The sequence below is a fragment of the Pseudarthrobacter sp. AB1 genome, from assembly GCF_014926485.1.
GTDB lineage: Bacteria > Actinomycetota > Actinomycetes > Actinomycetales > Micrococcaceae > Arthrobacter.
Genome location: NZ_PZKO01000055.1, coordinates 326,212 through 350,453 on the forward strand (window position 1 = coordinate 326,212; position 24,242 = coordinate 350,453).

Below are 24,242 nucleotides of genomic sequence, written 5' to 3' on the forward strand. Positions count from 1 at the left end.
TCGTAACTGGAGGTGCAGTGGCAATCTTTACGGACCCCATCAGGGAACACGCTGATTTCGGGCCGGGCGATGCCGAATGGCTGCACCTCCTGGTGGGCGACTGGCAGATGGTCGCTGACTTGGCGTTCGCCGACCTGGCATTGTGGTTCCCGCACCCGGATCACGGCTATGTGGCGCTGGCGCACGTCAGGCCGTCCACCACGCACACCGTGTTCCACGGCGACTTTGTGGGCGAGCCCATCCGGCAGGAACTGCAGCCGCTGGTCGACAAGGCCTGGAGCAGCCGCGCCATCGAACGGTCCAGCGAGACCAACTGGAGCACGGACATGGCGTTGCGGGTGGAGGCTGTGCCGATGGTCCGCAACGGCCGGACCCTTGCCGTGGTGACCACTCACATGGACCTGTCCAGTTCCAGGATGCCGTCCCGCCTGGAGCTGACGTACCGGCAGTGCGCCTACGATCTCCTCCGGATGGGAACGCTGGGACTGTGGCCCGACTTTGCCTCGCCCACCGGTTCGCGCCGCGGCGCGCCTCGTGTGGGGGACGGGCTGATCCGGCTCGATGCCGAAGGCATTGTGCAGTACGCAAGCCCCAACGGGGTATCGGCCTTCCGGCGGCTGGGCGACGGCGAGTCACTGGAAGGCCGTTCCCTGGCCGAGGTGACCGCCGGCCTGCTGAAGGACCGGAGGCTCGTGGACGAGACGCTGCCGCTGGTGGTGACCGGACGGATGCCGTGGCGCAGCGAGATCGAATCCCGTGGTGTGAGCCTGTCACTGCGGGCCATCCCGCTGCGGGATGAGCAGCAGCGCTTTGGTGCGCTGGTGCTGTGCCGGGACGTGTCCGAACTGCGGCGCCGGGAGATGGAACTCGTCACCAAGGACGCAACCATCCGCGAGATCCACCACCGCGTGAAAAACAACCTGCAGACCGTTGCAGCCCTGCTGCGTATGCAGTCCCGCCGCATGGTCAGCGACGAGGCCAAGCAAGGCCTGGAGCAGGCGATGCGGCGCGTGGCGACCATCGCACTGGTGCACGAGACACTGTCACAGGGCCTGGCGCAGAGCGTTGACTTCGACGAGCTGATCGGCCGCCAGTTCAGGCTGTCCGCGGAGGTCGCTTCGCCGTCGCAGCAGGTCAAGACCGAGCGCGCCGGATTGTTTGGCGAACTGCCCAGCGACTTCGCCACCCCGCTGGCTCTGGTCATCAATGAACTGGTGACCAACGCCGTCGAGCATGGCCTCGAAGGACGCACTGGCACGGTGTGGCTCATCGCCGACCGTTCCGAAGAGGAGGACGGCGAGGAACTGCTGACCGTCACCATTGCCGACGACGGTGTGGGACTCCCGGATACGCCGCACGTCGAGGGACTGGGACTGCAGATTGTCCGCACGCTGGTCACCAGTGAGCTGGGCGGCACCATCGCGTGGCACCCGCGCGAAGGCGGCGGAACGGCTGTCCAGATCCGGCTCAGCCTGGCGCCCAGGTAGCCCGGGGACCTGACCGGTGACTTGACCGTCACTGACTTAACTGCCGATGGCCGCAACCCGGAAGGGACGCGGCCATCGGCATGTGAGGCTGTTGGTGCTTGGCCTATTAGGACCGGGCCCGGTCAGGCTGGGCCCGTGGGACCAAACCTGGATGGACCGAACCTAGGAGGCGCGGCGGGCGCGTGCGGCGCGGCGCTTGAGGGCGCGGCGTTCGTCTTCGCTCATGCCGCCCCAGACGCCGGCGTCCTGGCCGGACTCGAGCGCCCACTGGAGGCACGTGTCAACGACGGGGCAGCGGCGGCAGACGCTTTTGGCTTCCTCAATCTGGAGGAGGGCAGGCCCTGTGTTTCCTACGGGGAAAAACAGTTCCGGGTCCTTGTCGAGGCACGCCGCGCGGTTACGCCAATCCATGCTGATCAGTTGCTCCAATTCTGGGATAAGCCGTTTGTGAAATAATTCACTAGTAGCTACAAAGGAAAAGGGCCCTCAGGGGCCCCCTTGGTCATCTCAGTCAAGCCTGTCATGTTAACGCTGTGTAAACAAGGGGTAATAGAGCTTGAAATCCCCGGATAGCTGAGCGATACATCACACGGGCATTGCCGACCCCCGCCACTGTCCGACTATCTCCGGTAGGGTGCCAGTGTGTCAAGACCCCCCATGAACCCTGCAGACCCGTCGCCATCCACGCGCCCGCGCGGCATTGTGGCGATAGCTCTTGTTGTTGCCGCCGAGGCCACCGCGCTGTTGGTTGCCGCCGCCTGGTACGGCTACGAACTCCTGACCGGTGCACCGGTCTTGTCTTTTTGGGGAGCCGTTTTTACGTTGGGCCTGTTGCTCGCGTTCTCGGCCTGGCTCTATTCGGTGGGGCACTTCCTCTTCCGCGGGCGCCGGTGGACGCGGGCAGCGGCGCTGGTGGCTCAGTTGTTTGTCCTTACTATCGGCATCCCGACCCTTACCGGCGGTGTTATCTGGGCGGGGATTGCCATGGTGGTGCCGGCACTTGCTGCGATAGTGCTCCTTTTCGACAAACGCGTCATCAGCTACGCATCCCGGACAGGCGATTCGCCTCCGGCATTCTAGGCGCCACCGGCACTTTAGGCGGCCAATCCGTCCTTCGACTGATCAAGCGGTACCCAGCCAAGTTGGACGGCGGTGGCGCGGCCGTTCTGGATGAGAATGCTCCGTCCCGGTGGCGGGTTGGGTTCCGCCTCGAACCGGACCCCTAAGAGGTCGCCGTCCAGGAAGGTCCGGGGCGCGATCAGGATGCCGCAGCCCAAGTTGCGTGCCTGGAGCGCCAGTGGAACCCGCTGGGCGAGTATCGGACTGTATCCCGCGGTCATCACCACCGTGATTCCAAACGTGTTGAGGTCGGCAAGGTCACGGGTGACGTCCTGCAGCAACAGGTCCGCATCGTCAACTAATGCCACCGAGTTCCGTTCCAGACCGCCCGCCGTCGCTTGGCGCAGGATCCCGGACCAATAGGCACCCGGGTCGGTGTCCTGCTCCGGCATAAGCCACGGTCCTGCTTCAGGGTTGATCTTTGGCAGGAGCCGGAGAAAAGACGACTTGCCAGACGAAGGGCCGCCCAGCACGGCCAGCACTCCACCTGCAGGCGCCCGGACGGATATCGGTTGAAGTTCGTCGCCGCCCACGCCGATGCGGAGGACGCGCTGCCCCAGTGGGATCCTGCCTTTCAGTTGAGCCGGGAGCTGAGGGGCCGCCCGGTTCAGGATCTGGGCCGCGGAAACCACGGCCGGCAGGGGCTCCACTCGGAATGGTCGACGCCGCAGGGAGAGCTCCGGCGCGTGGGCTATCCCCGGATCTGCGTCCTCAGCGCCGGCAGCGGTGTAGAACTGGCAGACTGCAGTTCTTCCACCCGACAGCGCGCCCACAGCTACGCTCCTTCCCACCGCGGGCGCTGTCGGAGGGAGTTTCGGCCAGGCAATCCGGCTGTCGTCGCTGGACCCGGTCGGGAAGTACACGCGGTTGGGAATGGCCGCGAAGAACCTGGAAGTAACCAATTCCCGCTGTCCCGAGATGATCACCGTGATGCCGGCCCGGCTTCCGTCCCGGACAACGTCATGGAGAACGTCCTCGGCCCACGCCAACGGCCCGGCACGTAAGGCCGAGAGCCAGGATCCCCAGCCAGCGATCACGAGCACGAGCGGTATGTCGTTGTCAGCGGCGGGACGTCCCAGGCGGAGTGACTGCTCCCGTGCCAGACGCTCCAGGATGCGTACGGCACGGCGAAGCTCGTGCAGTCCTGCCGTGGCGCCCACCCTGCAGTGGGAAGCCAACCCCACGAACGAACTGTCCGGGTCCAGCACATACAAGTGGGATTCGCGGGCGTGGGATGCCAAGCCGAGGACTGCCAGCCGGATGGCCTCGGGCACTCCTGATTCCGGTCCGCCGACGAGTGCCAGGTGTCCGTGGCCGGCAGGTTCCCAGATCAAAGGGGCAGTTCGTTGTTCGGCAGGCAGGTCCATCAGGCCGAGCGCTACGGACCAGCTGGCACCACAGCCATCGGCCTTCGTGCGGTCACGGGCGCGGGTACCGGCACTGTCAGCGGCCGCGGGATTTGCCGAGCCGAACGGCTGGGGGAGTTGACTGGGAAGTGGTGCAGCAACCGGCTTCCGAATTGCCGGACGGTTCATAGCCTCCCACAACCCGGACATGGAAGCCATCAACGGGGCGGTTGCCTCGGCAGGAGTCGGATCACTGCCGGGAGAGCCGGAATCCTCCGGTACGGCGGGGGCATCGATGTACTCGGCGGCCAACCACACCGATATTCCGGCCGGTTCGTTCCGGGTGGCTCCGGCTGTCAGCGATGCGGCCTGGAACTCCAGGGGAGCCTCCGTTCCGCGGGCCAGGTAAGCCCGGCCTGGAGTATCGACGCTTATACCCGCCGCGGCTTTGGAATTGATGATGTCCACCGATTCCATCTCTGACTGGACGCGCAACGCGATGCTGGTGGTGACGTTGGCACGGATGTCGGCCGTCAGTGCTCCCTGGGGCCGTTGCGTGGCCATGATCAGGTGGATGCCCAAGGAACGGCCGATGGCGGCTATCCTCATGAGTTCCCTGAGGGATTCGGGCGCATCCTCCACCATCATCCGGAATTCGTCGATGACAATCACCAGGTGGGCGAGCGGCGAAGCCCGGCCAGCCGACGTTGTCAGCAATGCGGTCAGGTCCGGTGCCTGAACCGCAGCAAGGCGCTCTTCCCGGAATTTGATCTCGGCGCGAAGGGACTGGAGGGCGCGATCGAGTTCATGGCTGCTCAGGTCGGTGAGCATTCCCACGCAGTGCGGGAGCCCGGTCAGGGGTCCGAGTCCCGAGCCGCCCTTGAAGTCCACAAAGAGGAAGTTGATGCGGTCCGGCGCGAAGCTGAGGGCGAGGGCCACAGTCAGGCCGCGCAGGAGTTCGGATTTGCCCGAGCCGGTGGTCCCGGCGACCAGCAGGTGCGGTCCGTCGCGTTGGAGATCGAGTGTCCGGACACCCTCAAGACCGCGGCCGATGGGAACGGCAAGCCCGGGACGGCTCCTGTTTGCTGACCATCGCCTGGATGTTTCAGATGCGGAGTGGGGGAGCAGCTCTGCGAGCCGGCAGGCTGGGGGTATGGTCCGTCCCGCGCCGCCTGTCCGGTCCTCATCCCGCGCCAGGCGGTGGCAGAACCTGTCGAAGACATCAATGGGCGCCAGATCAGGAGCGAACCGGATGCTTTCGTCACCGGCGTTGAACACGGACGAGCGTTCACCGAGTTCTACGTCTGCTTTTGTCGGCACGGTCGCGCCGGCGGGGGCATGAATGACCTGCCACCCGTGTTCCAAGGCGGTGGCGGTGATCTTGGCCGCGGACTCCGTCCCATCCATGAGAAGGAGCAGCCCGTGTCCATGTACCGGCCCGAAGCCTTGTTCGAGCAGCGTCCCAACGGCACTGGACTGACAGGTAAGCGTGACGCCGTCCAGAAAGCGTGCGGCGAGGGGGAGATGCTCCGCCTTGCCGTGGATGACCACCCGGGTATTCCGGCCCAGCGGATAGCCGGCGAGCTGCATCAGGAGTGAGCGCACCAGCCCGTTGACGGCGGCGCGTGGCCCGCTGATGGTGGTGAGGGGCCTGGCCGGGCTGAGCGTGAGCGGCAGTGTACCGGCCGAAGGAATGGCCCGGCCCGGATCCGTGGGCTGAAACCGGAGATTGGCTGGCTGAATGGCCTGGCCCAGCCGCAGCCAGATGCCCTCGTTGGCGACCGGCCCGGCCCGGTCCTTCACTGTGGTGCCCCCGATGGTCAGGTCCGAGAGCGGCGGCGCGGCCCGCCGTCGTCGTTCCTGGTCATGGGTGACAGCGGCACTGACGGCGGCAGCGAGTTCGCGGCGTTGCCGGCGCCCGCCGATCACCGGTACCAGGATGGAGATTGCGGAGACGGCGGTGAAGGCCAGGAACATCCACATTCCGGTTAGGACGGCAAGGCCCACGCCGATGACCAATGGAAGCACAGCAGTCAGGAGCAGGGCCGCGCGGTTCGTTGGATCGTCGCGGCGGCCGATAACCAACGGCTCGTGGACATCCATCCCCGCGTCGGCTAGTCCGTCACCGGAACGCTCGAGAAACACCAACGACATGGTGGAGTTGCCGCAACGAATGCTGGAGCCGGTCGAAATCTCCGCATTCCGTACGCGCTCGCCGTCCACGTCGGTGCCGTTGGCACTGTCGAGATCAACAATCGTGATGGCGGTCTCACTAACCACCAGGCGTGCGTGGGCGCGGGAAAGGTCGGCGTCGGGGATACGTATGTCTGCATGGCTGCGGCCGATGATGTACGTGCCCCGCCGCAGGTGCACAACCGTCCCCGCACCGGCACCACTGTGGACCGCCAAGGCCAATGACGCCGGCGGCTCGGAGGTGCGCTGCCTGGATCTGCGACCCGTGAGGTCCGCTCCATCAACGACTGTGGCTCCGTTGACCAGCGGAGGCTGTCCGAGCGTGAGCTCAGTTACAGGCTGGCTGTCGACAGAGACAATCCCGGTCCCGAATTTTGCCGTCAGCGCGGCCTGGAGTTCCGCGCCAGAAGCCCCGAGTGGACCCGTGATGGTCAGCTCCACGGGAGGTTCCTGGAGAGCTGCGCCCGGGCTCCGAACGAGCGTGCAGTGCAGCGGCATGATGTGAAGTCCTAACGGTCAGCTTGTTTCTAAGCTAGCCGTCAGGCAGGGGTGTGTCGCGGGGCGAGGTGCCGTATGTGGACAAGGGCACCGGACTTCTTCGCCGGCTCCTGTCCGCAGGCCGTGGGCCTCGGTCTGGATCAGTGGCACTACGCCGCACGCAATGTCCGAGCCCTCCATTAGCAGGAGCGATTCCCTTGAGTTCAGTGAAGCAAGCGCCGACGTTTCAGCCAGCTCGGACATAGGTAAGGGGTCGAAGGGTGCTTGGCGAGGGTGTGTTCATCGGGCCGGCGGTGGTGCTGACGAATGACGTGTTCCACGGTCCATCAACGCCGACGGGTCTCTCAAGACCGAGGACGACTGGGACAAAGTGGGCGTCACCATCAAAGAAGGCGCCGCGATCGGAGCTCGTGCTGTATGCATTACGCCGGTGACCATCGGTGCCTGGGCCACGGTAGCCGCCAGCGCAGTGGTCACGCGCGATGTGCCCGACTTTGCCCTGGTGGCGGGTGTTCCCGCCAAACGCATTGGCTGGGTGGGCCAAGCGGGACTTCCTCTGCGTGAGGACAACGGATCGTGGGTCTGCCCGCGCACCGGGAACCGCTACGAGGAGCACGACGGCGGCCTGCGGGGAGTTGCGGGATTAGCGGCGGTTTGTGGCGGCTGGGATGGGGGCGGCCGCCCCGGATTAGTAGGTCGCGATGGGGTCTCAGGTAGGCTGATTCAGCAGACAATGCACTGCGTTGCGCTGCCCGCATTCGAACCAGGAGATTTTGTGACCGCTGACCTCGTCATCGTAGGGTCTGGCTTTTTTGGCCTGACAATCGCAGAACAGGCCGCCACTGAGCTCGGCTTGAAGGTCGTTGTCCTCGACCGCCGCCACCACATCGGTGGAAACGCGTACAGCGAAAAAGAAGAGCAGACCGGGATCGAGGTGCACCGTTACGGCGCTCACCTGTTCCACACCTCGAACGAACGCGTGTGGGAGTATGTGAACCGGTTCACCACCTTCACGAACTACGTCCACAAGGTTTATGGCGTGCACAAGGGCGAGGTCTATTCCCTGCCCATCAACCTGGCCACAATCAACCAGTTCTTCCGCGCCAACCTGACACCTGGCCAGGCGCAGGCACTGATCCAGGAACAGGCTGGCGAGCTCGCCGGGACCGATCCGCAGAACCTGAACGACAAGGGCATCCAGCTCATCGGGCGGCCGCTCTATGAGGCGTTCATCAAGCACTACACGGGCAAGCAGTGGCAGACCGATCCCAAGGACCTGCCCGCGGGCATCATCTCCCGCCTCCCGGTGCGCTACAACTACGACAACCGGTACTTCAACGACAAGTATGAGGGCCTGCCGACTAACGGCTACACGGCCTGGATCGAAAAGATGGCGGAACACCCGAACATCGAAGTCCGGCTGAACGCCGACTTCTTCGACGAGTCGCACGAGTACAGCAAGAACAAGGTTGTTGGGAACATCCCCGTGATCTATACCGGTCCGGTTGACCGCTACTTCGATTTCGCAGAGGGCGACCTCTCGTGGCGCACGATCGACTTCGAAGAAGAGGTCCTGGACGTCGCCGATTTCCAGGGAACGTCGGTGGTCAACTACAACGACGCCGATGTGGCCTACACACGCATTATTGAGCCGCGTCACTTCCACCCCGAGCGCGACTACCAGACGGAAAAGACCGTCATTATGCGCGAGTTCTCCCGTGCCGCGGAGAAGGGCGACGAGCCCTACTACCCGATCAACACTGGCGCGGACCGGGAACGGTTGCTCAAGTATCGTGACCTCGCGGCTGCCGAGAAGGACGTCCTCTTCGGCGGACGGCTCGGCACCTACAAGTACCTCGACATGCACATGGCCATCGGCTCGGCCCTGACCATGTTTGACAACCAGATCCGGCCGCATTTCGAGAGTGGATCAAAGCTTGAAAGCGGAGGGGTAGACGCGTGAGCGCTGAGCTGCTGGCTGCTCCCGACAAAGGCGGCGGCCTCCTCGACGTGTTTCGGCGCCGTGAATTGCTCCGGCTTATCGTGCGGAAGGAACTCAAGGTCCGCTACCGGGGCTCGGTGCTGGGCCTGCTCTGGAGCTACGTAAAACCGGGCGTTCAATTCATCGTTTTCTATTTCGCACTGGGTGTCTTCCTTGGCCTGAACAAGCAGCCCAACTTCGTCATTTACATGTTCTCCGGCATCATTTTGGTGAATTTCTTTTCGGAAGCCTTCAGCAACGCCACAAGGTCCATTGTTGCTAATGGGGCCCTTGTCAAGAAGATATTCCTGCCGCGTGAGCTATTTCCGGTGGCGTCCGTCTGGGTGGCCATGGTGCACTTCCTGCCACAGTTCCTAATCCTTCTCACGGCCTGCTTTTTCTTTGGATGGACCCCTAGCATCGTGCAGATCCTTGGTGCCGTTGGGGCGTTCGTCATTGTCGCCATGCTGTCCCTTGGACTCGGCCTGCTGTTTGCTGCCGCCAACGTGATGTTCCGAGACTCAGAAAATATCGTTGACCTGATGCTCATGATGGCCACTTGGCTTTCGCCTGTCCTTTACGCTTGGTACCTGGTCCGGGACGCTCTGGGAGAGACGTTCTACTTTTTCTACCAACTCAACCCGATGACTATTGCCGTCGAACTGTTCCACTTTGCGTTCTGGGCACCCACGGGGGCCGTGCGGAGTGCCGCCGAAGGCGCCAGAATGCCGGATAACCTCATTTCGTTGTGGCTGCCGGTCGGGTTGTTGATTTCGTTGGTGCTCCTCGCAGTTGGCCAGACCGTATTCCGTCGCCTTGAGGGCAGATTTGCGCAGGAGTTGTGATGGCTGCAGAAGCAATCATTGTTGAAAAGGTATCGAAACGCTTTAACCTTCGGCACACTCGGTCCCTAAAGGAGACCGTTGTTTGGCTGTTCAAGGGACGCCGCGGGGATCTCTCCTCGACGTTCATGGCGCTGGACGGTGTGGACGTTACTGTTGGGGTCGGGGAGTCGGTTGCGCTGCTCGGTTTCAACGGGTCGGGCAAATCGACGCTGCTCAAACTCATTTCCGGCGTCATGAGTACGGACAGCGGGAGCATCAGGACCCGCGGCAAGGTCGCCGGCCTCATTGAGGTGGGCGCCGGTTTCCACCCCGACCTGACAGGCCGCGAGAACGTGTTCCTCAACGGCGTGCTTCTTGGAATGACCGAGAAGGAAACAGAAGCGCGTTTTGACGAAATCGTCGAGTTTTCCGAAATCGGAAAGTTCATCGACACTGAGGTCAAGTTCTACTCATCCGGCATGTTCCTGCGCCTGGCTTTTTCTGTCGCTGTCCACACCAACCCGGATGTCTTCCTGATCGACGAAATCCTCTCCGTGGGAGACGAGCCTTTCCAGAAGAAGTGCTTGGCACGCATCCAGGAACTGAGAGAGTCCGGTTGTACCCTCGTTGTCGTCAGTCATGACCTCGACATGGTGAGCAAGGTATGTAACAGAGGCGTCGTGCTGCGCCAGGGAAAGAAAGTTGCAGATGGGCCGATAGAAGAAGCTGTCAGGCTTCTCCGGGAAGGCTGAAGATGATGCTGGGAAGACTGAATATGAATGCAAAAGGCAGCTTTGATGATTAAGGCACGACAGCTATTCGAAGTCGTGGACGACGGCGGCTCCGGCCTTTTAGGCGGAGAAGGTCGGCTCTCAGACAGGGAGTTGGGCCTGCTCGCGGGTGCTATGAATTATCACTCGCTCGTGCACCCAGGCCGCGAATTCAAAGTCATCGTACTCCGAGCGCCTGCCGGTGAGTTTCCTCGGCTGACCGGGTATGAATGCCATCGCCACGAGTGGAAGCCAGATCGAACCGTTGTCTGTACCGTTGATGTACGGAGCACAGTCGCGCAGACGATAATCGGCGATTCAGCTCTGCTTCCCCTCGTTATCGATCTTGGGGGCGAGCGGTCGGAAGGTGGGAAAACGTTCTACGACCGGCCGGGACGCAAAGCTAAGGTCCTCAGCATTGCGCGCTTTGGGGCACCGATCGCATTTGACGTACTTCGTCAGGGATTAACCGATTACTACGAGAAGCGTGTCGTGCCGAAGCGGCGCACGCCCCGAATGGCTCCATTCGAATCCACTCCGACATCGCGCCCATCGTCTGAACAGAACGAACAAGCCATCATTTTTGGGCTGCACTGGCTGGAGATGGGTGGTGCAGAGCGTTGGGCCATCGAATCGATTGCGCTCGCCCGTGAGGCAGGCTTCCTCCCAATCGTTTTGACCGACAGGGAATCCGCCCATCCTTGGATTGCCCGGCCCGAGCTGGACGGAGCACTCGTCCTGCCAATGAACCTGCCGATTTCGGATAAGGAAGAATCCGATCTTTTACTCGCATTGTTTTTGAAGTTCTCCATTCGTGGCATCCACGTCCACCACAATGATTGGCTATATCATTGCCTCCCGTGGTTCAAGGCGATGGACCATAGAATCAAAATCGTAGATTCTTTGCATGTCATTGAGTGGAGAACCGGCGGTTTCGTCGAAGTTGCCGTCAAATTGTCGAACGCAATTGATGTGCACCATGTCATATCTCCCCAACTTCGGGACTACATGGTTCTGCAGCGTGACGTGCCCAAGGAACGCGTAGCTCTTGCCCCGCTCTATGGCTTGAATGACGTCGAAATGAACGCGAAAGTTAAACCTGTCCGTGCGGAACCTTTCACGGTCTCATTTGTGGGGCGGCTTAGTCAGCAAAAGCGTCCCTACCTATTCCTCCGTTATGCGGCGCAACTTAGGCGGTCCACGGACCAGGAGGTAAGGTTCATCCTTCACGGATCAGGAGCCCTGATTGACGAAGTCAATCGCCTCGTCGCCCGTTACGGATTGTCTGACTGCCTGGAATTAAGGAGGCCACCACGGTCTGTTGATGACACATTGGCGGAATCGGATCTGTTGGTAATTTCGTCGGATAACGAGGGGCTCACGCTCACGACATTTGAGGCAACTGCACACAATGTCGCAGTTCTTTCAACCGACGTTGGTTCTCAGGCCTCCCTAGTGGCTGGCAGGGCCCTGGTACCGAGGCAACCCCTTGCGTTCATCAGGGAAGCCGTCATGTGCACAAAGGCGATCATGGAATCGGAGGAGTTGCGCGAGCAGATCGTCGAAGAACAAAGGCAGAAAATTGCTGCGCTCAAGGAACTCCCGGAAGCGCGGGAGTGGACAAAAGAGCTCTATGAAGGATGGAAAGTATGATCGATCATGTCGCAGCTGTAGTAGTTACGTATAACCGAGTGGATAAACTTGGAAGAGTGCTGGATTCGATCCTTGCTCAGACTCGTCCGGTGGATCGTTTGATTGTTATTGACAACGCCAGTAGTGACGCGACACCCCAGCTACTGTCTGCTTACGACGACGATCCTCGCGTCGAAATTGTTCGCCTGGAATCGAACACAGGTGGTGCCGGTGGTTTTGCGGCCGGCATGGAGCGTGCGTATGAACGCGGTGCCGATTGGGTGTGGATAATGGATGATGACTGCTACACCGAGGAGAGCGCCCTGGAAAGGCTCCTTGTCGGTCATGCAGAAGCGGAGAAGGAGCTGGGCCGCAAGGTCCCTTACAGCTGTTCTCTGGTCCGGTATACCGACGGCGCCATTTGCGAAATGAACAACGCCGTACCCACGTGGGATTGGGGACGGTTGATCGCCCAGGGCCAGAGGGCGGTTCTCATTACCAACTGTTCATTCGTGTCCGTACTGATTCCCCGCCGCTCTATCGCCAAGTTTGGGTTGCCCCTGGTTGAGTACTTCATTTGGTTCGACGACATGGAGTACACACTTAGAATCAGCTCGGAAGGACCCGGCGTCCAGATTCTCGACAGCGTGGTGACGCACGATATGCCGGAAAACCGCGGTGTGAACTTCGGTGACCTAAACCCCGGGAATGCATGGAAGTTCTTCTATGGAGCGCGCAACGAATCTTCGTATCGATGGCACCACGATGACAAGCTGGCCTGGTTGCAGTTTGTCGTGACTACGTATGCGTGGATGGTAAAGGGCGGGGTGGGCCGACGTCTTCAGCTTCGAGTTGCCAAGGAAATACTTACCGGCATCAAGTTCGATCCGAAGCCGAAAATGGCCCGCAGCGTTCGCTAATCCTTTGACATTATGGCAATACGCGCCAAAAGCTGGGCCTGTCTGTGATGTCCAGAATCACCGAACCGGATATAACGCTAATGCTTCGGCCCGCTTGCGGCCCGCCAATCGCGCCGCAGCGAGTTCAAAGTCGGGCGAGCCTGTTGGCTCCGGCAGTTCGGAGGCGCTGCCTGCGGATGTATAGGTCCAGCCGGTCCCAAGATCCAGCAGGGAACGGTGCTTGATGTCGTAGTAACCGTCGAGGACGCCGATGGCGACACCCTTTGCGCCCGCGGCTGCGGCAATCATGTGCGGGTGGAATCTGGTCGTGTACCAAGTCTGCCCCCGACGGACGGGCAACCCGTCAGTCCAAACCTGTGTGAACGGGACGAAGTTCTTCTCCGGGATCAGCCCTTCAAGGGCCTCGAACATTCGACGATCCGATCCCGGAATCGCCTCGACATACCCGACTGAGAGGTCGTTAGCGAGTGACATCTCGACAACATACCGCAGTTTGTCTCTGAGCCCCGACCATGTCGTTTCATCTGTCATATCGCTTTGGATACACAACATGACATCCTGCGCGCGGGATTGAACGCGATACGAATCCACGCTGCGGCGCAGCTCAGAGAGAAGGCCTAGAAAGACATCATCCAACCCCGTTTTGAGGCCGAGAAATTCGGCGCTGGCATCGTCGCGGACGCTGATCGCCGAAAATTCTGCGAACGTTTTTGCCAACTGTTCGGCATTTTCGGTCAGGGGCGTCAGGCCCAGCCCGGAAGCTGTTAGCCTGCAGCTGTTTAGCTTTTGCACGGCTGCCATGCCCGCAACAAGACCAACATGGTCAGGCCAGACGCCGTTGACATAGCCACCGCCCAGAATATGTATGGAGTCGGCGTTCCCCAAAGCCAATAGACCGATGTCGTACATAGGAGTGCCCCCACGATCGACTCTATCTGCCACGTGGTCCCAGACCGCGTGAGCCGATTGGTCCGGCGCGTCGGCGCACGCACGCCAAAGTGTGTTTGTAGCACGAAAGCCGGGGTGTATTCCGGCGAAGAGGGCGCTTGCCGTGCCAGGCTGAGGGCAGTCCAGCCACACAGATGCGTCCGGCCGTACGCGGGCAAGGAACCGGAGCCATGAAGCCACGACCAGGTCATCACCGTAGTTTGGATTTCCGCCTGAGGCAATGAGATAGATGCTATTTCCCATCAATCGAAACTATCACGGTGGGGACTGCGTCTGGCGGCTGTCGTAGGCACGGAGGAAACCGTCTCCGCCATAATCCGGTAGTCTAGAAAGAGTGCCCTTTACGAGCGCGCCCCGAGAGAGTGCCAAGGGAACCCGCCTTGACGACGCAGAGGAACTGCATGCCAGAAATTGTGACGCTCCAGCCGCCGCCCCTGAGGGCTGCCCGTGTAGTGCAACAGGTCCATGCATTGACCGGTGTGCGCATTGTGGCAGCAATGTGGGTGGTGCTGTTCCACGTTCGCGGTAACATTGCCTCCGAGTTCCCCTGGTTGGGTGAGGCAATCGGACCCGTGCTGGCGCACGGTGAACTTGGTGTCGACCTATTCTTCGCCCTGAGTGGCTACGTTCTGGCTCTCAACTACGGTGAGCGCATGGGACTGCGGCTGGATCGTGACGCAACCGTCAAATTCTGGTGGGCGCGCCTAGCCAGAGTGTGGCCAGCCTACGTATTCATGCTTGTGGTCGCCGCGGTATGGCACGGGCTGCTGCTCGCACGGCAAGGTGATGATCCGGTGGCGGTGCGCGATTACAGTGTCGGGAGCTTTGTACGCCAACTCACGCTGGTGGTGCAATGGACAGAGCCCGGCTTTGAGCGATTGACCTGGAATGGTGCCGCTTGGTCGGTTTCGGCCGAGGCCTTCGCGTATCTTTTGTTTCCGGTTATGGTCCTCCTTATCTTCCGCCTGAACAGGTCCCTCAGCACCCGTTCCCTGGTTGTCATGGCTGGCGTGCTGCTGTTTCCGGTCGTTTTCTTCTCTTACGTGCTCGGCCTTTACGGACCATGGATGTGGCTGCTCCGGATCCTGTGCGCTTTTATGGCCGGCGCCCTGATGTACTACATTGTCCTGCGCGTTCCCGACACGGGGCGCAACCGACTGATGGCCAGTCACGTAATAGTCCTTGCGACATCTGTGATTATCGCCGGTTGCTACTGGATGGATCTGACCGCCCGGCCCCGATATGTCGGCCTTCTGATACCGGCGCTCGTAGTTATCGTCGGGGCCCTTGGAATGGCTGACCGGCACGTGGCGAAGCTTCTTGGAAGCAAGGCCCTCGTCATCGGCGGAATGGCCTCATACAGCATCTACCTGGTGCACATGCCGCTGATTGAGATTTTCTGGAAACTGCAGATGACCTTTCCGGGAACCCTTGGAGCGGGAACGCTGGGGGCCAAGGTTGGTTTCATCCTGATGCCGGCGGTAGTGTCCGTGCTTGGCTACTGCCTGTGGCGGTTCTTCGAGGAACCTGCACGCCGCAAAATGCGCGTCATGTCGACGCAACACATCCCCGAGCGGGCCGTAGACGATCCTGCGGTCGGCCATGCCCAGAAGCGTGGCGTGGCTGATTCTAAAACGCCCTAAACGGACCCGTCATATCCAGTGTAGTGTGTCGGTTATTCCTTTGGGTTTGTTTGTATTCCAGAATTGACTCATGGTTTATCTGGCGAAGGCGTTGGAGTTGCGTGAGGGCGATCGGGAGCGGTTGGAGCTGTTGACGCGGGGGAAATCATCTTCGGCGACGGTGGCATTGTGCGCCAGGACGGTGTTGCTGGCCGCCGATGGGCTGCCGAATATCCAGATTGAGAAATCTACGGGGTTCTGTGCGCCGACGGTTTTGAAGTGGCCCGAGCGTTATCTCCTCGAGGGTGTTGAGGGGCTGCGTGATGCGCCGCGTCCGGGCCGCGAGCCGGAGATCGATGAGTTGGCGCTCATCGCCGAGACCCTCGTCAATGATGGGAAGCCGCCGGCGGAGCTGGGGATCTCGCTTTGGTCCGCGCGCATCATGGCTGAGCGGTTCGGGATTTTCTTTCCTCCGTGGCCCGGATCTGGCGCAGATGGAAAGTCCAGCCGCACCGGTTCGAGACGTTCAAGTTCTCCACAGACCCGCAGTTGGAGACCAAGCTCCGGGACGTGGTCGGCCTCTACATGTCACCGCCCGAGAACGCCGTGGTGGTCAGCATTTGGCGTAGGCCCATTCATCGAGCAGGGTGCGGTTGTAGCGCTCGACTTTGCCGTTGGTCTGGGGCCTGTACGGGCGGGTTCGCTTGTGTTTGCTGTCCGGACCCAGGGCGTCCTTAAACGCGTAGGAGCGGTAGCAGGACCCATTGTCCGTCAACACACCTTTCACCACGACTCGGTTTCTTGGTCGCGACCAATTCAAGAGGCCCTGGCCTGTTTCCCGCTGCACCACGCCCGCGAATAACGCCAACGCCTCCGCTGGGATACAGACCGTCTTGCCACGCACAACTACGAAGGACCCTAAACGGTGCTTTCGACTGCGTGCTCGTGACCCATACGCTTCCGCAGCCGTATGTAAGCGAGCCTGCGAGCATAAGACATTGCTACTGCTTTGGCATTGCCGACTAGCAAGTCGAAGTGACTAAGGAGGCCTGGGTGATTGCGCGCAATTTCCGCGTGAAAGGCGATGGCCTGGTCTGACTGCTGCTTGGCCAGCCGAACACTCCATTGGCTGGCGCTGATACGAAATGTGGCCAGGCTACGGCGAATTGCCACGACGTCACCATGAAAGCAAATCCGCGCATACGTTGCTTCATCGATCAGGAATGGGTGCGTATTATCCCAGCCGCCCTCCGCTTGCAGAAGATCCTTCCGGTACATGACGCACGCGGGCTCTCCGAAAATATTGGACCCAGCAACGACTGTCGCGCGCACGGCTTTGGCTCCAGTCACGAGCCCCGAGATTCCTTGCAGGCCTCGGTTCTTCACAAAAACGACGCCACTGGAATCAACGAGATCGCGTTGGCTGGCCACTAATACGGCCGACCGATGCGCTTCGAATGCTGCCACCTGCTCAGCTACGGCTGTGGGCGCGATGAGGTCGTCGCCGCAGACAAGCTTGACATAAGTACCCCTGGCCTCAGAACTAACTCGATTCCAATTGGCTTGCGCGCCTCCGCCTGCAAGAGTTGGGGTCAAGATCCGCAGCTTGGGATGACCGCGGTATCTGTCGATGACTTCCATTGTCCCGTCCACCGAAGAGTGGTCGGCGATGACAACCTCGTAGTCGTCATAGCTCTGGTTCAAGACCGAATCAAGGGTTTCGGCGATGTACTGAACGTTGTTATATGCGGGAATGACTATGGAAACTTTCGGGGTCATGCCGTCTTTTCCTCTTTTGTGCTGGTGGTGGTGGCGGTCTGGGGTTGCTCCGGAGAATGCTTGCGCCGGAACGAAAAGTAGCGGTGACCAAAGTAGCTAATGATCACGGACAACAGCGTGATAGCAAGCTGGGTTGGGATTCGAGGGAACATCAATAGGTCAGCAAACAGCGAAAGCAGCCCGATGTTCACAAGCAGCGACGTGAGGTTGACGAGGGCAAAACGGCCTAGGTCCAGCCAGACGTGACCCTCGACGCGGAAGACGAGTTTCCGGTAGACGAAGAAGACGGCAACAAGCGAAACAGTCCAAGATACCGTCAGAAGGATGAACGACGGCGCCTCGGCGAACGCCAATGCCAAGACAATGAAGAGGCCAGTGCTGAAGGCAGTGTTGGCACCGCCAACGAGTAGGAAGGCTACACGCTGGTCCTTGACGATCTTCATCAGGGGACCGGGCGGCCCGGAATGGATCCCGCGTACCGGCTCGTCCACCGTGGGCTGATGGGAAGCCATTATTTATCCTCTTTTCTCAGTGCATATTCCGGCTCTGCCACGCTGGTGTGGAGGGCAGCAGCGGACGAAGGGGCGGACGCTGGTGGGGCCGCCTCAGGGCGGTCAGCGGAGGCCGTCGGATCGTCTGGGGACTCGGGCCGCCGCCGGCCTCGGAGGGCGTGGACCAGCGACCACACAGCGCCCAGAAGCAGCGCGGCAGCAAGGGATGCAATTTCGACGTTCCAGCCCGGAGGCTGGAACGTGACGGTCACGGTCTTTCCGGCCATGTCCGGAGCCACGTGGACGGTTAGGAGGTAGCCGCGGAGCGGATCCCCGATGGTCGCGCCGTCAGCCGCGTACCCGGGCCAGGCGATGCGCCCTAACGTTACGTTCCCTCCTGAACCGGGCACCTCATTCACTCTGAAGGTGACCTCGGTGTTCGAGTTGGAAACTGGTTCAATTTCCGTTCCCTCGGATGCGTAGACGGGACCGCCCACAGACCCGAGTGGCGTGTCTCGCGTCCACATCACAGTATTCGGAGTGCTGGACGCAACGGACCATCCTGACGGTGGGGCCGCTTTGGTGATTTCGGCACCGGAGTAGTCGCTGGCCTCGCGGACAACCTGGACAGTGTCCAAGCGAAGGAGGTCTGCTAGCGGCTTACCCGAAGTCGGGTCTACTTCAAACAGCTTGGTACTCAGTTCCATGCAGGTCTCGCCGCGGGAACTGATGCAAAGGTCCGTCGAGTAGGCCGCGTTCTGGATGGGGCTGTACAGGTTGTGGACGGAAACCGGATTGAGATACCACATGTTGCCCACGAGGGATTCGGCCCAGATCGACGGGTCCAAGGCGGATGGTGTGCCCACAACGACCGCCTGGCCCTTGGCGCCGGAGAGTTGCGTGGAGTACTTAGACGTGTCGGCGGGCAGTTTAAAGTCCTGGACGGGCGGGTTGGGAAAGTAGTAGTGCTGAGGGAAGGCCAGCGTCAGGGAAGTGGCCACAAGGACGGCGGCCACCAAGCCGTCGGCCTTGGATTTATTGCGGATCAGGTGAAGTGCGACGGCAGTCAGGGCGAACCCGAGGGCCATGATGAGCGCCATGCGTGCGCTGACAGTCCACAGCTCAGGTTTGCCAGTCCACCCCAGGTAAACGCTTCCGATGAACACAGCGGCCGTGCTGAGCCAGCGCGCGCGGGAGACCTTGCGGACCCGTGCCAACGACAGGGCGACACAAAGGAACACGATGGCGGCGAGGCAGACGTACGGCATCAACCTGACAGGGGTCCGGAGCGGTCCAAGGTCGCTGGGAGCCAGCGTTATCATCAGTGAGAGCAGCAGGAATACCGGGACGCTGGAAATTCCAGGCATTAGGCGCCGTAATTGCCGGAAGTTGACCAAGGCAAACAGGGGGAGGAACCAGGCAATGTAGGTCAGTGGTGCGGGCGCGAACGGCCCCCACCACCAGGACGCCACCTGCGGAAGGTTACTTGGAAGCGCCGATCCGGCGAGGCCTGTGAGGTCAACCGTCAGGAAGTTGGTATTGGCGACCACTTGCGTGCGGGCGGTGCTGCGCAGGGTCAGGACTCCGGGGAGGTAAACGGCCAAGGCCACTAAGCCAAGGAGGACGCCGCTGGAAACCGTCCTCACCAGGGACTTCCAGTTCCGGCTGAGTAGCAGTTCGACAACGACGGCGACAAACAGAAGGACCATCATGATGGTTCCGTGCACATACCCGACGGTGACGAGGAAGTAGCCGGAAGCAAGGACCGGGAGTGGCGACTTCTGCTCATAGCACATCCTGCGCAGGGACCACCAAACAAACGGCAAAAAGGCCCACACCATCAGCCCGGTCACCCAGGACGGCGAATCGAGGTACACGGTAAACCCGGCAAGGGTGGAGGTCACGCCGGCCACAAACGCCCACGGCGCTCGGGCGCCAAGGTTTCGGCTGACCAGGTAGATGCCCACGCTGGCAGTAGCCAGAAGGGCCACTTTGACAACGGTGGAGAAAATCAGGGCGTCGGAGAAAAACGTGGACGCTAAGCCTATGCCCAGGGTCACGGGGCTGAAGATGCCCCATTGGCCTTCGGCTGCGTAGTTGCCGGCCTGCCACCCTTCCGCGCTGAACAGCGGCCACTGGCCGGAGCGGAGCATTCCTCCGATTTCGCGCCAGATAGGATAGGCGCCGATCTGTGTGTCGTCGTAGAAATAGAATCGGTGGTTGAAGATGACCGGCACTAACGCAGCAAGGATAGCCGCCACCGGGGTGGCCAAGGCCCAAGGCCAACCAGGATTTCCGGTCCAGACCGCTGCGGGTCGTTCATGATTATTCAACTCGGCACGGTCTCTTTCTGTTGCTAACGCTCTATCAAGGGTACCGAACGGGCAGGATTCCCAGTGTTCGCTGTACCCGCGTGCGACGGTATCGCTTGACTATAAAGAGCCGGAGGCGCTTCTTAATGTCTGCATATCCCGGACGGTTGCATCAATTCCCACGGGGAGAGGAGTGAACTGGCGGTTGTCGAGTTCCTTCCACACGACTGACCTGAGGCGCAGGTCGTGCGCCTGCGCCTTGGCGTACGGCGAGGCACCGAGCACAATTCGCGGGCGGCGCTTGAAGACCGTCTTGCATGCGCCAATCAGCGCGCCGATGGTATCCGCCCGCTGGGTGGCGATGATCTTTGTCACTGTCTGTCCGGCCACGACGTCGGAACCGCACAGCCGGTCGAGGCAATCTGCTAGAAGGGCCGCGGCGTCGTCAATGAATATGTAGTCGCGAAGGGTGTCCAAAGACACGTAGACGGACACAGGCTGGCCGGTCAAATAGGCCTTCGCGAAGACCGATATGAGGCCTTGGGGCTTGGCGAGGTTCTGTCCCGGACCGTAAAGGTTGGCAACACGCCCAATCAAGACCCGGGTGCCGGAGGCCGCGGCGAACTCTTTGACGACGCCTTCCGAGGCAAGCTTGGCAAAACCGTAGGGGGCAAGAGGCTGGGGCGTGCTTTCTTCGGAATATGGAGGATCGGGAGCACCTGCATAGACACCCCCGGCCGACGACGCCAGGAAGAACCGGCCGGGCGCGGACCCGGGCCCGCACAGGATCCCTGTGACTGACTCCAGAGCAGCTTTGAAGACCTCAAGTTCGGAGTCCAATTCGGCCTGCGATGTTCCGGTCACACCAGCGCCTGCACACCATGCAATCACCCAAGGCCTGCCGGCAGTTAAGGTCCGCAGCTGCTCAGCTCCGGCCGCGAGGGCTTCTTTGGCCGCGGCAGCATCCTGCCAGGGAATTGAGGAGGTAAGTACTTGGTGGCCCCTGGACTTAAGCACCGTGACGAGGCCCCGCCCCAGCAGGCCGCCTGCGCCGACGACCCATACCGGATCAGGCATTGGGCGTGGTTCCCCCGGATGCAGCCGCCGTTCCATTGTTCGCGGCAGTTATCACGGTGCCGGTCTTACCCAGTGGACCCACGGCCGGGTCGCTCACGATCAGGTAGGCGGGCTTGCCCATGGCCATATTGACGTTGACACCGACATATTCAGCGATCACCCCAAGTGAGAACAAAATCGCCCCGGTGCTGATGAGGATCACGATCATGGTGGATGTCCAGCCCTGCTGTCCCGCACCATGCCCCGTGAGATAGGCAATGAGAAGGTAGATGGCCAAACAGATCCCCAGGAATGCGAAAATTGCTCCAATGAGGCTCACTAGTCGAAGCCCGCGCGTGCCGCTGGAGATGACCATCCGCCAGAAATGGGACAACAGAGTCCGAAGCCGGTAGCCGGACGCGCGGTCGCCTTCTTCTCGCAAAGCTACCGGGCAGGTCGCGACGTTTGAGGCAATCCAGCCCAGCGCGACGTCGAGGTAGACGGCGTTGCCAGCATAGGCCGCCACGGAACGGGCAACCTCACCGGTGACCAGCCGGAAGCTTTGGTAGTTTGGGGCATCGTTACTCGATAGAAGGGCGGACACCATCTTCTTCGCACCCTTTGACGCGGCGTTGCGGACGAACCCATGCGGTGGCTTGTTGCTGGGCAGCGCATAAACCAGCGTTGATTGCGTGATCATGGCCGTGTCCAGCATGTCGCCAATGGCGGCGGGATCGTGCTGGCCGTCCTCGTCCATGGTGACGACCCAATCACCGCCCGCGGACGCCATACCGGCCAGAGTGGCTGGGTGTTGTCCGAAGTTGCGGCTCAACCACACCCCGCGAACGATGTCATAACGAGCCACGAGGTCACGGATGATCCGGGCTGAACCGTCCGGGCCGTGATCGAAGACCAGGAGGACTTCTGCAATGACAAAACGGTGGCCAGCCGGCGAAATTTGAGGTTCCGCAAGCCCCATCAGTTCCGTAACGACCGTCGGCAAGGTCTTTTCGCCTTGGTACACAGGGACGACGACGGAAATACGATGGGTGCTGGCCGAAGAGCCTGTCACTGCGTTGGTCATGTGCACAGAGTCTACCCGTTTGGCGACAATGCAGTGTGACGCGTGGCCGGGCGCAGAGGCCCGTCGTTGCTGCTTCAGGCCTTAGAATCTTTACTTGTGACCGAGCAGCCTCCGGGAAAGCTGCACAGAAATTCAACGGAAAATGTCGGGGTATCCAGCGGAATGACACAGCAGACAGCTGCCACTAACACTCGGTACCACTGGCAGCATTTGATCTCGGCCGCCGCCGTAACCGTATCGGGACTGATGTACTGGGTGCTCCAAGTCCGCCCCCTGACCACCAGCAACGGATTCAGCTGGCACAACTTCCGCCAGTACTTCCCTTACGACCAGTACTCGTACCTGGCAATCGCCGTGAACGTCAAGAATGGCAACATGGCAGCGGTGGAGCCGTTCACCGAGACCGGAGTCAACCACTATCCCCGTCTCTACTACGTATTCCTCGGGCTACTGGCGCGTCTGTTCAACACCGACATCATTGGTACGTGGCAGGTCGCGGGTCTTGCGTTTCAGTTCGTCATGGTGGCCGCCATTAGCTGGCTGCTGATCCGCCTGACCGGGCTGCCGGTGATGGGCGTCCTGGGGTTTGTGCCGAGCATCATCGGCACGTTCGCCGTGGCGGCCACTGGCAACTGGCACCACTCGCTGGATAACCACGGGGTTCTTTGGGGGGCGTTCGGAGTGCTGTTCACCCTCAATGGTGAATCCGCTGCTCTGTCCATCGCCGTAACCGCTATCTGCATCCTCGTTGGCGTTACGTTTCCCCTGCTGGATGGCAGGGCGCCGGCGGGCGCGAAGACCCGCACTGCCGTTGTTATTATTGCGGCTGCCGCTGTCGGCGCGCTGGCAAATGTGCAGACCTACTCTTTCCTGACCGCCGTCTACCTCCTTGTGTATGCAACGGGCGCCTATGGCCTGCTGAAATTCGGGCGGAAGTGGCACGGCGCCTTGAGCCTAGTGCTGCTGGCGGCAGTGCTGCTGGGCGGTACCGTGATCGCCGCCAAGGCAGGACCCCTGGTTACGCTGATGGCTGGCCTCCTCGCCGCCGCACCCGGATTTATCCTGATCCTCCTCAAATATAGGGCCCTCGTCATTGCCGCCTGCGTGTCGCTGGCTCTGGCCGCTTCACCCACGATCCTCGGAACCCTGCTGGGGCTGGCCGACAAGGATGACTTCCTGACGTACCGGGAACTGTCGTCGAATGCCTTGGGTGTACCCCTGTGGACAGGTCTTTTAGGCGCGCTTGTTCCGTTGCTCATGCTCGCGTTGATCTTCTGGGCGGGAGTGGTGCAGGGCAACAAGGCCTGGCTTGCGTTCGCCCTTGGGTCCGTTTTCGCCTGGCCCCTCGTTGCCAGCAATGACCTGTGGGGTGCGAACCAGGAGCCGTACCGCTTCTGGATTGACAGCTTCACCTTGATAACCGCGGCTGCTGTTCCTGTTTTTTGCCAGGTTGCCACCCGGAGCTGGCACCTGTGGCGCGCGGGCCGCCAGCTGCAGCCTTGGGAGGCGGATTCATCTGATGGGTCTGAGAATACTGCGCCGGCAGCTGCAGGCATGGGCCGTACACCGGTGACCATGATGACAACCGCCTGTGTGGCGGTCCTGGTTGCCTTTGCCGTGAGCCTCTCCGACTACTCGAAATTTTCGGAATACGTCCATGAGTACGGCACTGCAAGCTTCAACGATCCGCAGGCACTTGCGATAAAGTCGGCGGCAATGCCGCTGACTGACCCCAACTCCCACTTGCGGGTTACGGTGGACGGCAGCGGTCAGGCGTCGGAACTTGTGATGTTCGATCCGTGCATCAGCCCGTTCCGGGTGAAAGCCCTGACCGGTCTCCCCATCGCTTTCTACAACCTCGGCTTGGCCTGGCCCAAGGATGAAAAGGACATCCGCGAGATCCTGGTTCAGCGCTCGAAGGGGTCGTTTGCGCAGTCTGCAGCGGAACAAGTTGACATCCGTTACGTGCTGACGGACACAGGCTGCCCCTCTGGCTGGCAAGGACAGGTCAGTGGAGCGAAAATGTCGGAGGCCACCTATTCCAACGGCGGGCAGCTGGCCACGATTACCCTTTGGAAGGTAGCGGGCTGAGTATGCTCGGCGGCCCCGGTCCTGGCGCCGGGGACTCAAGGTCGGAATTGATGCGGCCGGAACATGAAGACAGGGAATTAATGCAAGAC

At 61.1% G+C, this 24,242-nt stretch carries 17 protein-coding genes and 2 pseudogenes; 10 read left to right on the plus strand and 9 right to left on the minus strand.

The window, feature by feature from the left end:
* The first annotated feature begins 17 nt into the window (after nucleotides 1-17).
* Nucleotides 18-1,487, plus strand: a complete 1,470-nt coding sequence (locus DAD99_RS15250; protein WP_193342187.1) for a sensor histidine kinase — start codon at nucleotides 18-20, stop codon at nucleotides 1,485-1,487.
* Between the two features lie 162 nt (nucleotides 1,488-1,649).
* On the opposite strand, the gene DAD99_RS15255 is transcribed toward DAD99_RS15250, so the two are convergent.
* On the minus strand, nucleotides 1,650-1,898 hold the full coding sequence (locus DAD99_RS15255; RefSeq protein ID WP_003804966.1) for a WhiB family transcriptional regulator: 249 nt from the start codon (nucleotides 1,896-1,898) through the stop codon (nucleotides 1,650-1,652).
* A gap of 231 nt (nucleotides 1,899-2,129) precedes the next feature.
* Between DAD99_RS15255 and DAD99_RS15260 the strand changes: the two genes are divergently transcribed.
* Complete coding sequence (locus DAD99_RS15260) at nucleotides 2,130-2,567, plus strand: hypothetical protein (RefSeq protein WP_375372246.1); 438 nt, start codon at nucleotides 2,130-2,132, stop codon at nucleotides 2,565-2,567.
* Between the two features lie 14 nt (nucleotides 2,568-2,581).
* Here the strand turns inward: DAD99_RS15260 and DAD99_RS15265 are convergent, their stop codons facing one another.
* Nucleotides 2,582-6,586: an FtsK/SpoIIIE domain-containing protein gene (locus DAD99_RS15265; protein WP_309233300.1), complete on the minus strand. Its 4,005-nt coding sequence runs from the start codon at nucleotides 6,584-6,586 to the stop codon at nucleotides 2,582-2,584.
* 317 nt (nucleotides 6,587-6,903) lie between these two features.
* Between DAD99_RS15265 and DAD99_RS15270 the strand changes: the two are divergent.
* From DAD99_RS15270 to DAD99_RS15295, 6 genes and pseudogenes are all read left to right on the plus strand, one after another.
* Nucleotides 6,904-7,271 (plus strand): annotated as a pseudogene (locus DAD99_RS15270) (acyltransferase); the annotation flags it as partial.
* Nucleotides 7,272-7,418: 147 nt separating this feature from the next.
* Entirely contained in the window at nucleotides 7,419-8,606 is a 1,188-nt protein-coding gene (gene glf / locus DAD99_RS15275; RefSeq protein WP_193342263.1) for a UDP-galactopyranose mutase, read from the plus strand.
* A complete protein-coding gene (locus DAD99_RS15280; protein ID WP_193342189.1) occupies nucleotides 8,603-9,469 on the plus strand; it encodes an ABC transporter permease in 867 nt (288 codons plus the stop codon). The genes glf and DAD99_RS15280 overlap by 4 nt, the downstream gene beginning before the upstream one ends.
* A complete protein-coding gene (locus tag DAD99_RS15285; RefSeq protein ID WP_193342190.1) occupies nucleotides 9,469-10,200 on the plus strand; it encodes an ABC transporter ATP-binding protein in 732 nt (243 codons plus the stop codon). Before DAD99_RS15280 ends, DAD99_RS15285 begins: the two co-directional genes overlap by 1 nt.
* Before the next feature lie 27 nt (nucleotides 10,201-10,227).
* Complete coding sequence (locus DAD99_RS15290; protein WP_193342191.1) at nucleotides 10,228-11,871, plus strand: glycosyltransferase; 1,644 nt, start codon at nucleotides 10,228-10,230, stop codon at nucleotides 11,869-11,871.
* Nucleotides 11,868-12,770 carry a glycosyltransferase family 2 protein gene (locus DAD99_RS15295; RefSeq protein ID WP_227008045.1) on the plus strand — a complete coding sequence of 301 codons (903 nt, stop codon included), beginning with the start codon at nucleotides 11,868-11,870 and terminating at the stop codon, nucleotides 12,768-12,770. Before DAD99_RS15290 ends, DAD99_RS15295 begins: the two co-directional genes overlap by 4 nt.
* 57 nt (nucleotides 12,771-12,827) lie before the next feature.
* Here the strand turns inward: DAD99_RS15295 and DAD99_RS15300 are convergent, their stop codons facing one another.
* On the minus strand, nucleotides 12,828-13,961 hold the full coding sequence (locus DAD99_RS15300) for a polysaccharide pyruvyl transferase family protein (RefSeq protein WP_193342192.1): 1,134 nt from the start codon (nucleotides 13,959-13,961) through the stop codon (nucleotides 12,828-12,830).
* Between the two features lie 158 nt (nucleotides 13,962-14,119).
* On the opposite strand from DAD99_RS15300, the gene DAD99_RS15305 reads away from it, so the two are divergent.
* The gene (locus DAD99_RS15305; RefSeq protein ID WP_193342193.1) at nucleotides 14,120-15,361 is read left to right on the plus strand and encodes an acyltransferase; all 1,242 of its coding nucleotides are present in this window, start codon (nucleotides 14,120-14,122) and stop codon (nucleotides 15,359-15,361) included.
* Nucleotides 15,362-15,959: 598 nt separating this feature from the next.
* Here DAD99_RS15305 and DAD99_RS15310 read toward each other — a convergent pair.
* From DAD99_RS15310 to DAD99_RS15335, 6 genes and pseudogenes are all read right to left on the minus strand, one after another.
* Nucleotides 15,960-16,133, minus strand: a pseudogene (locus tag DAD99_RS15310) (integrase core domain-containing protein); the annotation flags it as partial.
* Nucleotides 16,134-16,258: 125 nt separating this feature from the next.
* The gene (locus tag DAD99_RS15315; RefSeq protein WP_193342194.1) at nucleotides 16,259-17,119 is read right to left on the minus strand and encodes a glycosyltransferase family A protein; all 861 of its coding nucleotides are present in this window, start codon (nucleotides 17,117-17,119) and stop codon (nucleotides 16,259-16,261) included.
* A complete protein-coding gene (locus tag DAD99_RS15320; protein WP_193342195.1) occupies nucleotides 17,116-17,631 on the minus strand; it encodes a GtrA family protein in 516 nt (171 codons plus the stop codon). Before DAD99_RS15320 ends, DAD99_RS15315 begins: the two co-directional genes overlap by 4 nt.
* A complete protein-coding gene (locus DAD99_RS15325) occupies nucleotides 17,631-19,883 on the minus strand; it encodes a YfhO family protein (RefSeq protein WP_193342196.1) in 2,253 nt (750 codons plus the stop codon). Before DAD99_RS15325 ends, DAD99_RS15320 begins: the two co-directional genes overlap by 1 nt.
* Nucleotides 19,884-20,042: 159 nt before the next feature.
* Nucleotides 20,043-20,999, minus strand: coding sequence for an NAD(P)-dependent oxidoreductase (locus DAD99_RS15330; RefSeq protein WP_193342197.1), 957 nt, complete (start codon nucleotides 20,997-20,999; stop codon nucleotides 20,043-20,045).
* Nucleotides 20,992-22,062 carry a glycosyltransferase gene (locus tag DAD99_RS15335; RefSeq protein ID WP_193342198.1) on the minus strand — a complete coding sequence of 357 codons (1,071 nt, stop codon included), beginning with the start codon at nucleotides 22,060-22,062 and terminating at the stop codon, nucleotides 20,992-20,994. Before DAD99_RS15335 ends, DAD99_RS15330 begins: the two co-directional genes overlap by 8 nt.
* Nucleotides 22,063-22,224: 162 nt before the next feature.
* On the opposite strand from DAD99_RS15335, the gene DAD99_RS15340 reads away from it, so the two are divergent.
* Nucleotides 22,225-24,153: a hypothetical protein gene (locus tag DAD99_RS15340; protein WP_193342199.1), complete on the plus strand. Its 1,929-nt coding sequence runs from the start codon at nucleotides 22,225-22,227 to the stop codon at nucleotides 24,151-24,153.
* The last annotated feature ends 89 nt before the right edge of the window (nucleotides 24,154-24,242 follow it).

Excerpts from the sequence above, each read along its gene's own strand:
- DAD99_RS15255 (WP_003804966.1), bottom strand. The coding sequence starts at position 1,898 with ATGGATTGGCGTAACCGCGCGGCGTGCCTCGACAAGGACCCGGAACTG.
- DAD99_RS15285 (WP_193342190.1), top strand. The coding sequence starts at position 9,469 with ATGGCTGCAGAAGCAATCATTGTTGAAAAGGTATCGAAACGCTTTAAC.
- DAD99_RS15290 (WP_193342191.1), top strand. The coding sequence starts at position 10,228 with ATGCAAAAGGCAGCTTTGATGATTAAGGCACGACAGCTATTCGAAGTC.
- DAD99_RS15295 (WP_227008045.1), top strand. The coding sequence starts at position 11,868 with ATGATCGATCATGTCGCAGCTGTAGTAGTTACGTATAACCGAGTGGAT.
- DAD99_RS15300 (WP_193342192.1), bottom strand. The coding sequence starts at position 13,961 with ATGGGAAATAGCATCTATCTCATTGCCTCAGGCGGAAATCCAAACTAC.
- DAD99_RS15305 (WP_193342193.1), top strand. The coding sequence starts at position 14,120 with ATGCCAGAAATTGTGACGCTCCAGCCGCCGCCCCTGAGGGCTGCCCGT.
- DAD99_RS15315 (WP_193342194.1), bottom strand. The coding sequence starts at position 17,119 with ATGACCCCGAAAGTTTCCATAGTCATTCCCGCATATAACAACGTTCAG.
- DAD99_RS15320 (WP_193342195.1), bottom strand. The coding sequence starts at position 17,631 with ATGGCTTCCCATCAGCCCACGGTGGACGAGCCGGTACGCGGGATCCAT.
- DAD99_RS15330 (WP_193342197.1), bottom strand. The coding sequence starts at position 20,999 with ATGCCTGATCCGGTATGGGTCGTCGGCGCAGGCGGCCTGCTGGGGCGG.
- DAD99_RS15335 (WP_193342198.1), bottom strand. The coding sequence starts at position 22,062 with ATGACCAACGCAGTGACAGGCTCTTCGGCCAGCACCCATCGTATTTCC.
- DAD99_RS15340 (WP_193342199.1), top strand. The coding sequence starts at position 22,225 with ATGACACAGCAGACAGCTGCCACTAACACTCGGTACCACTGGCAGCAT.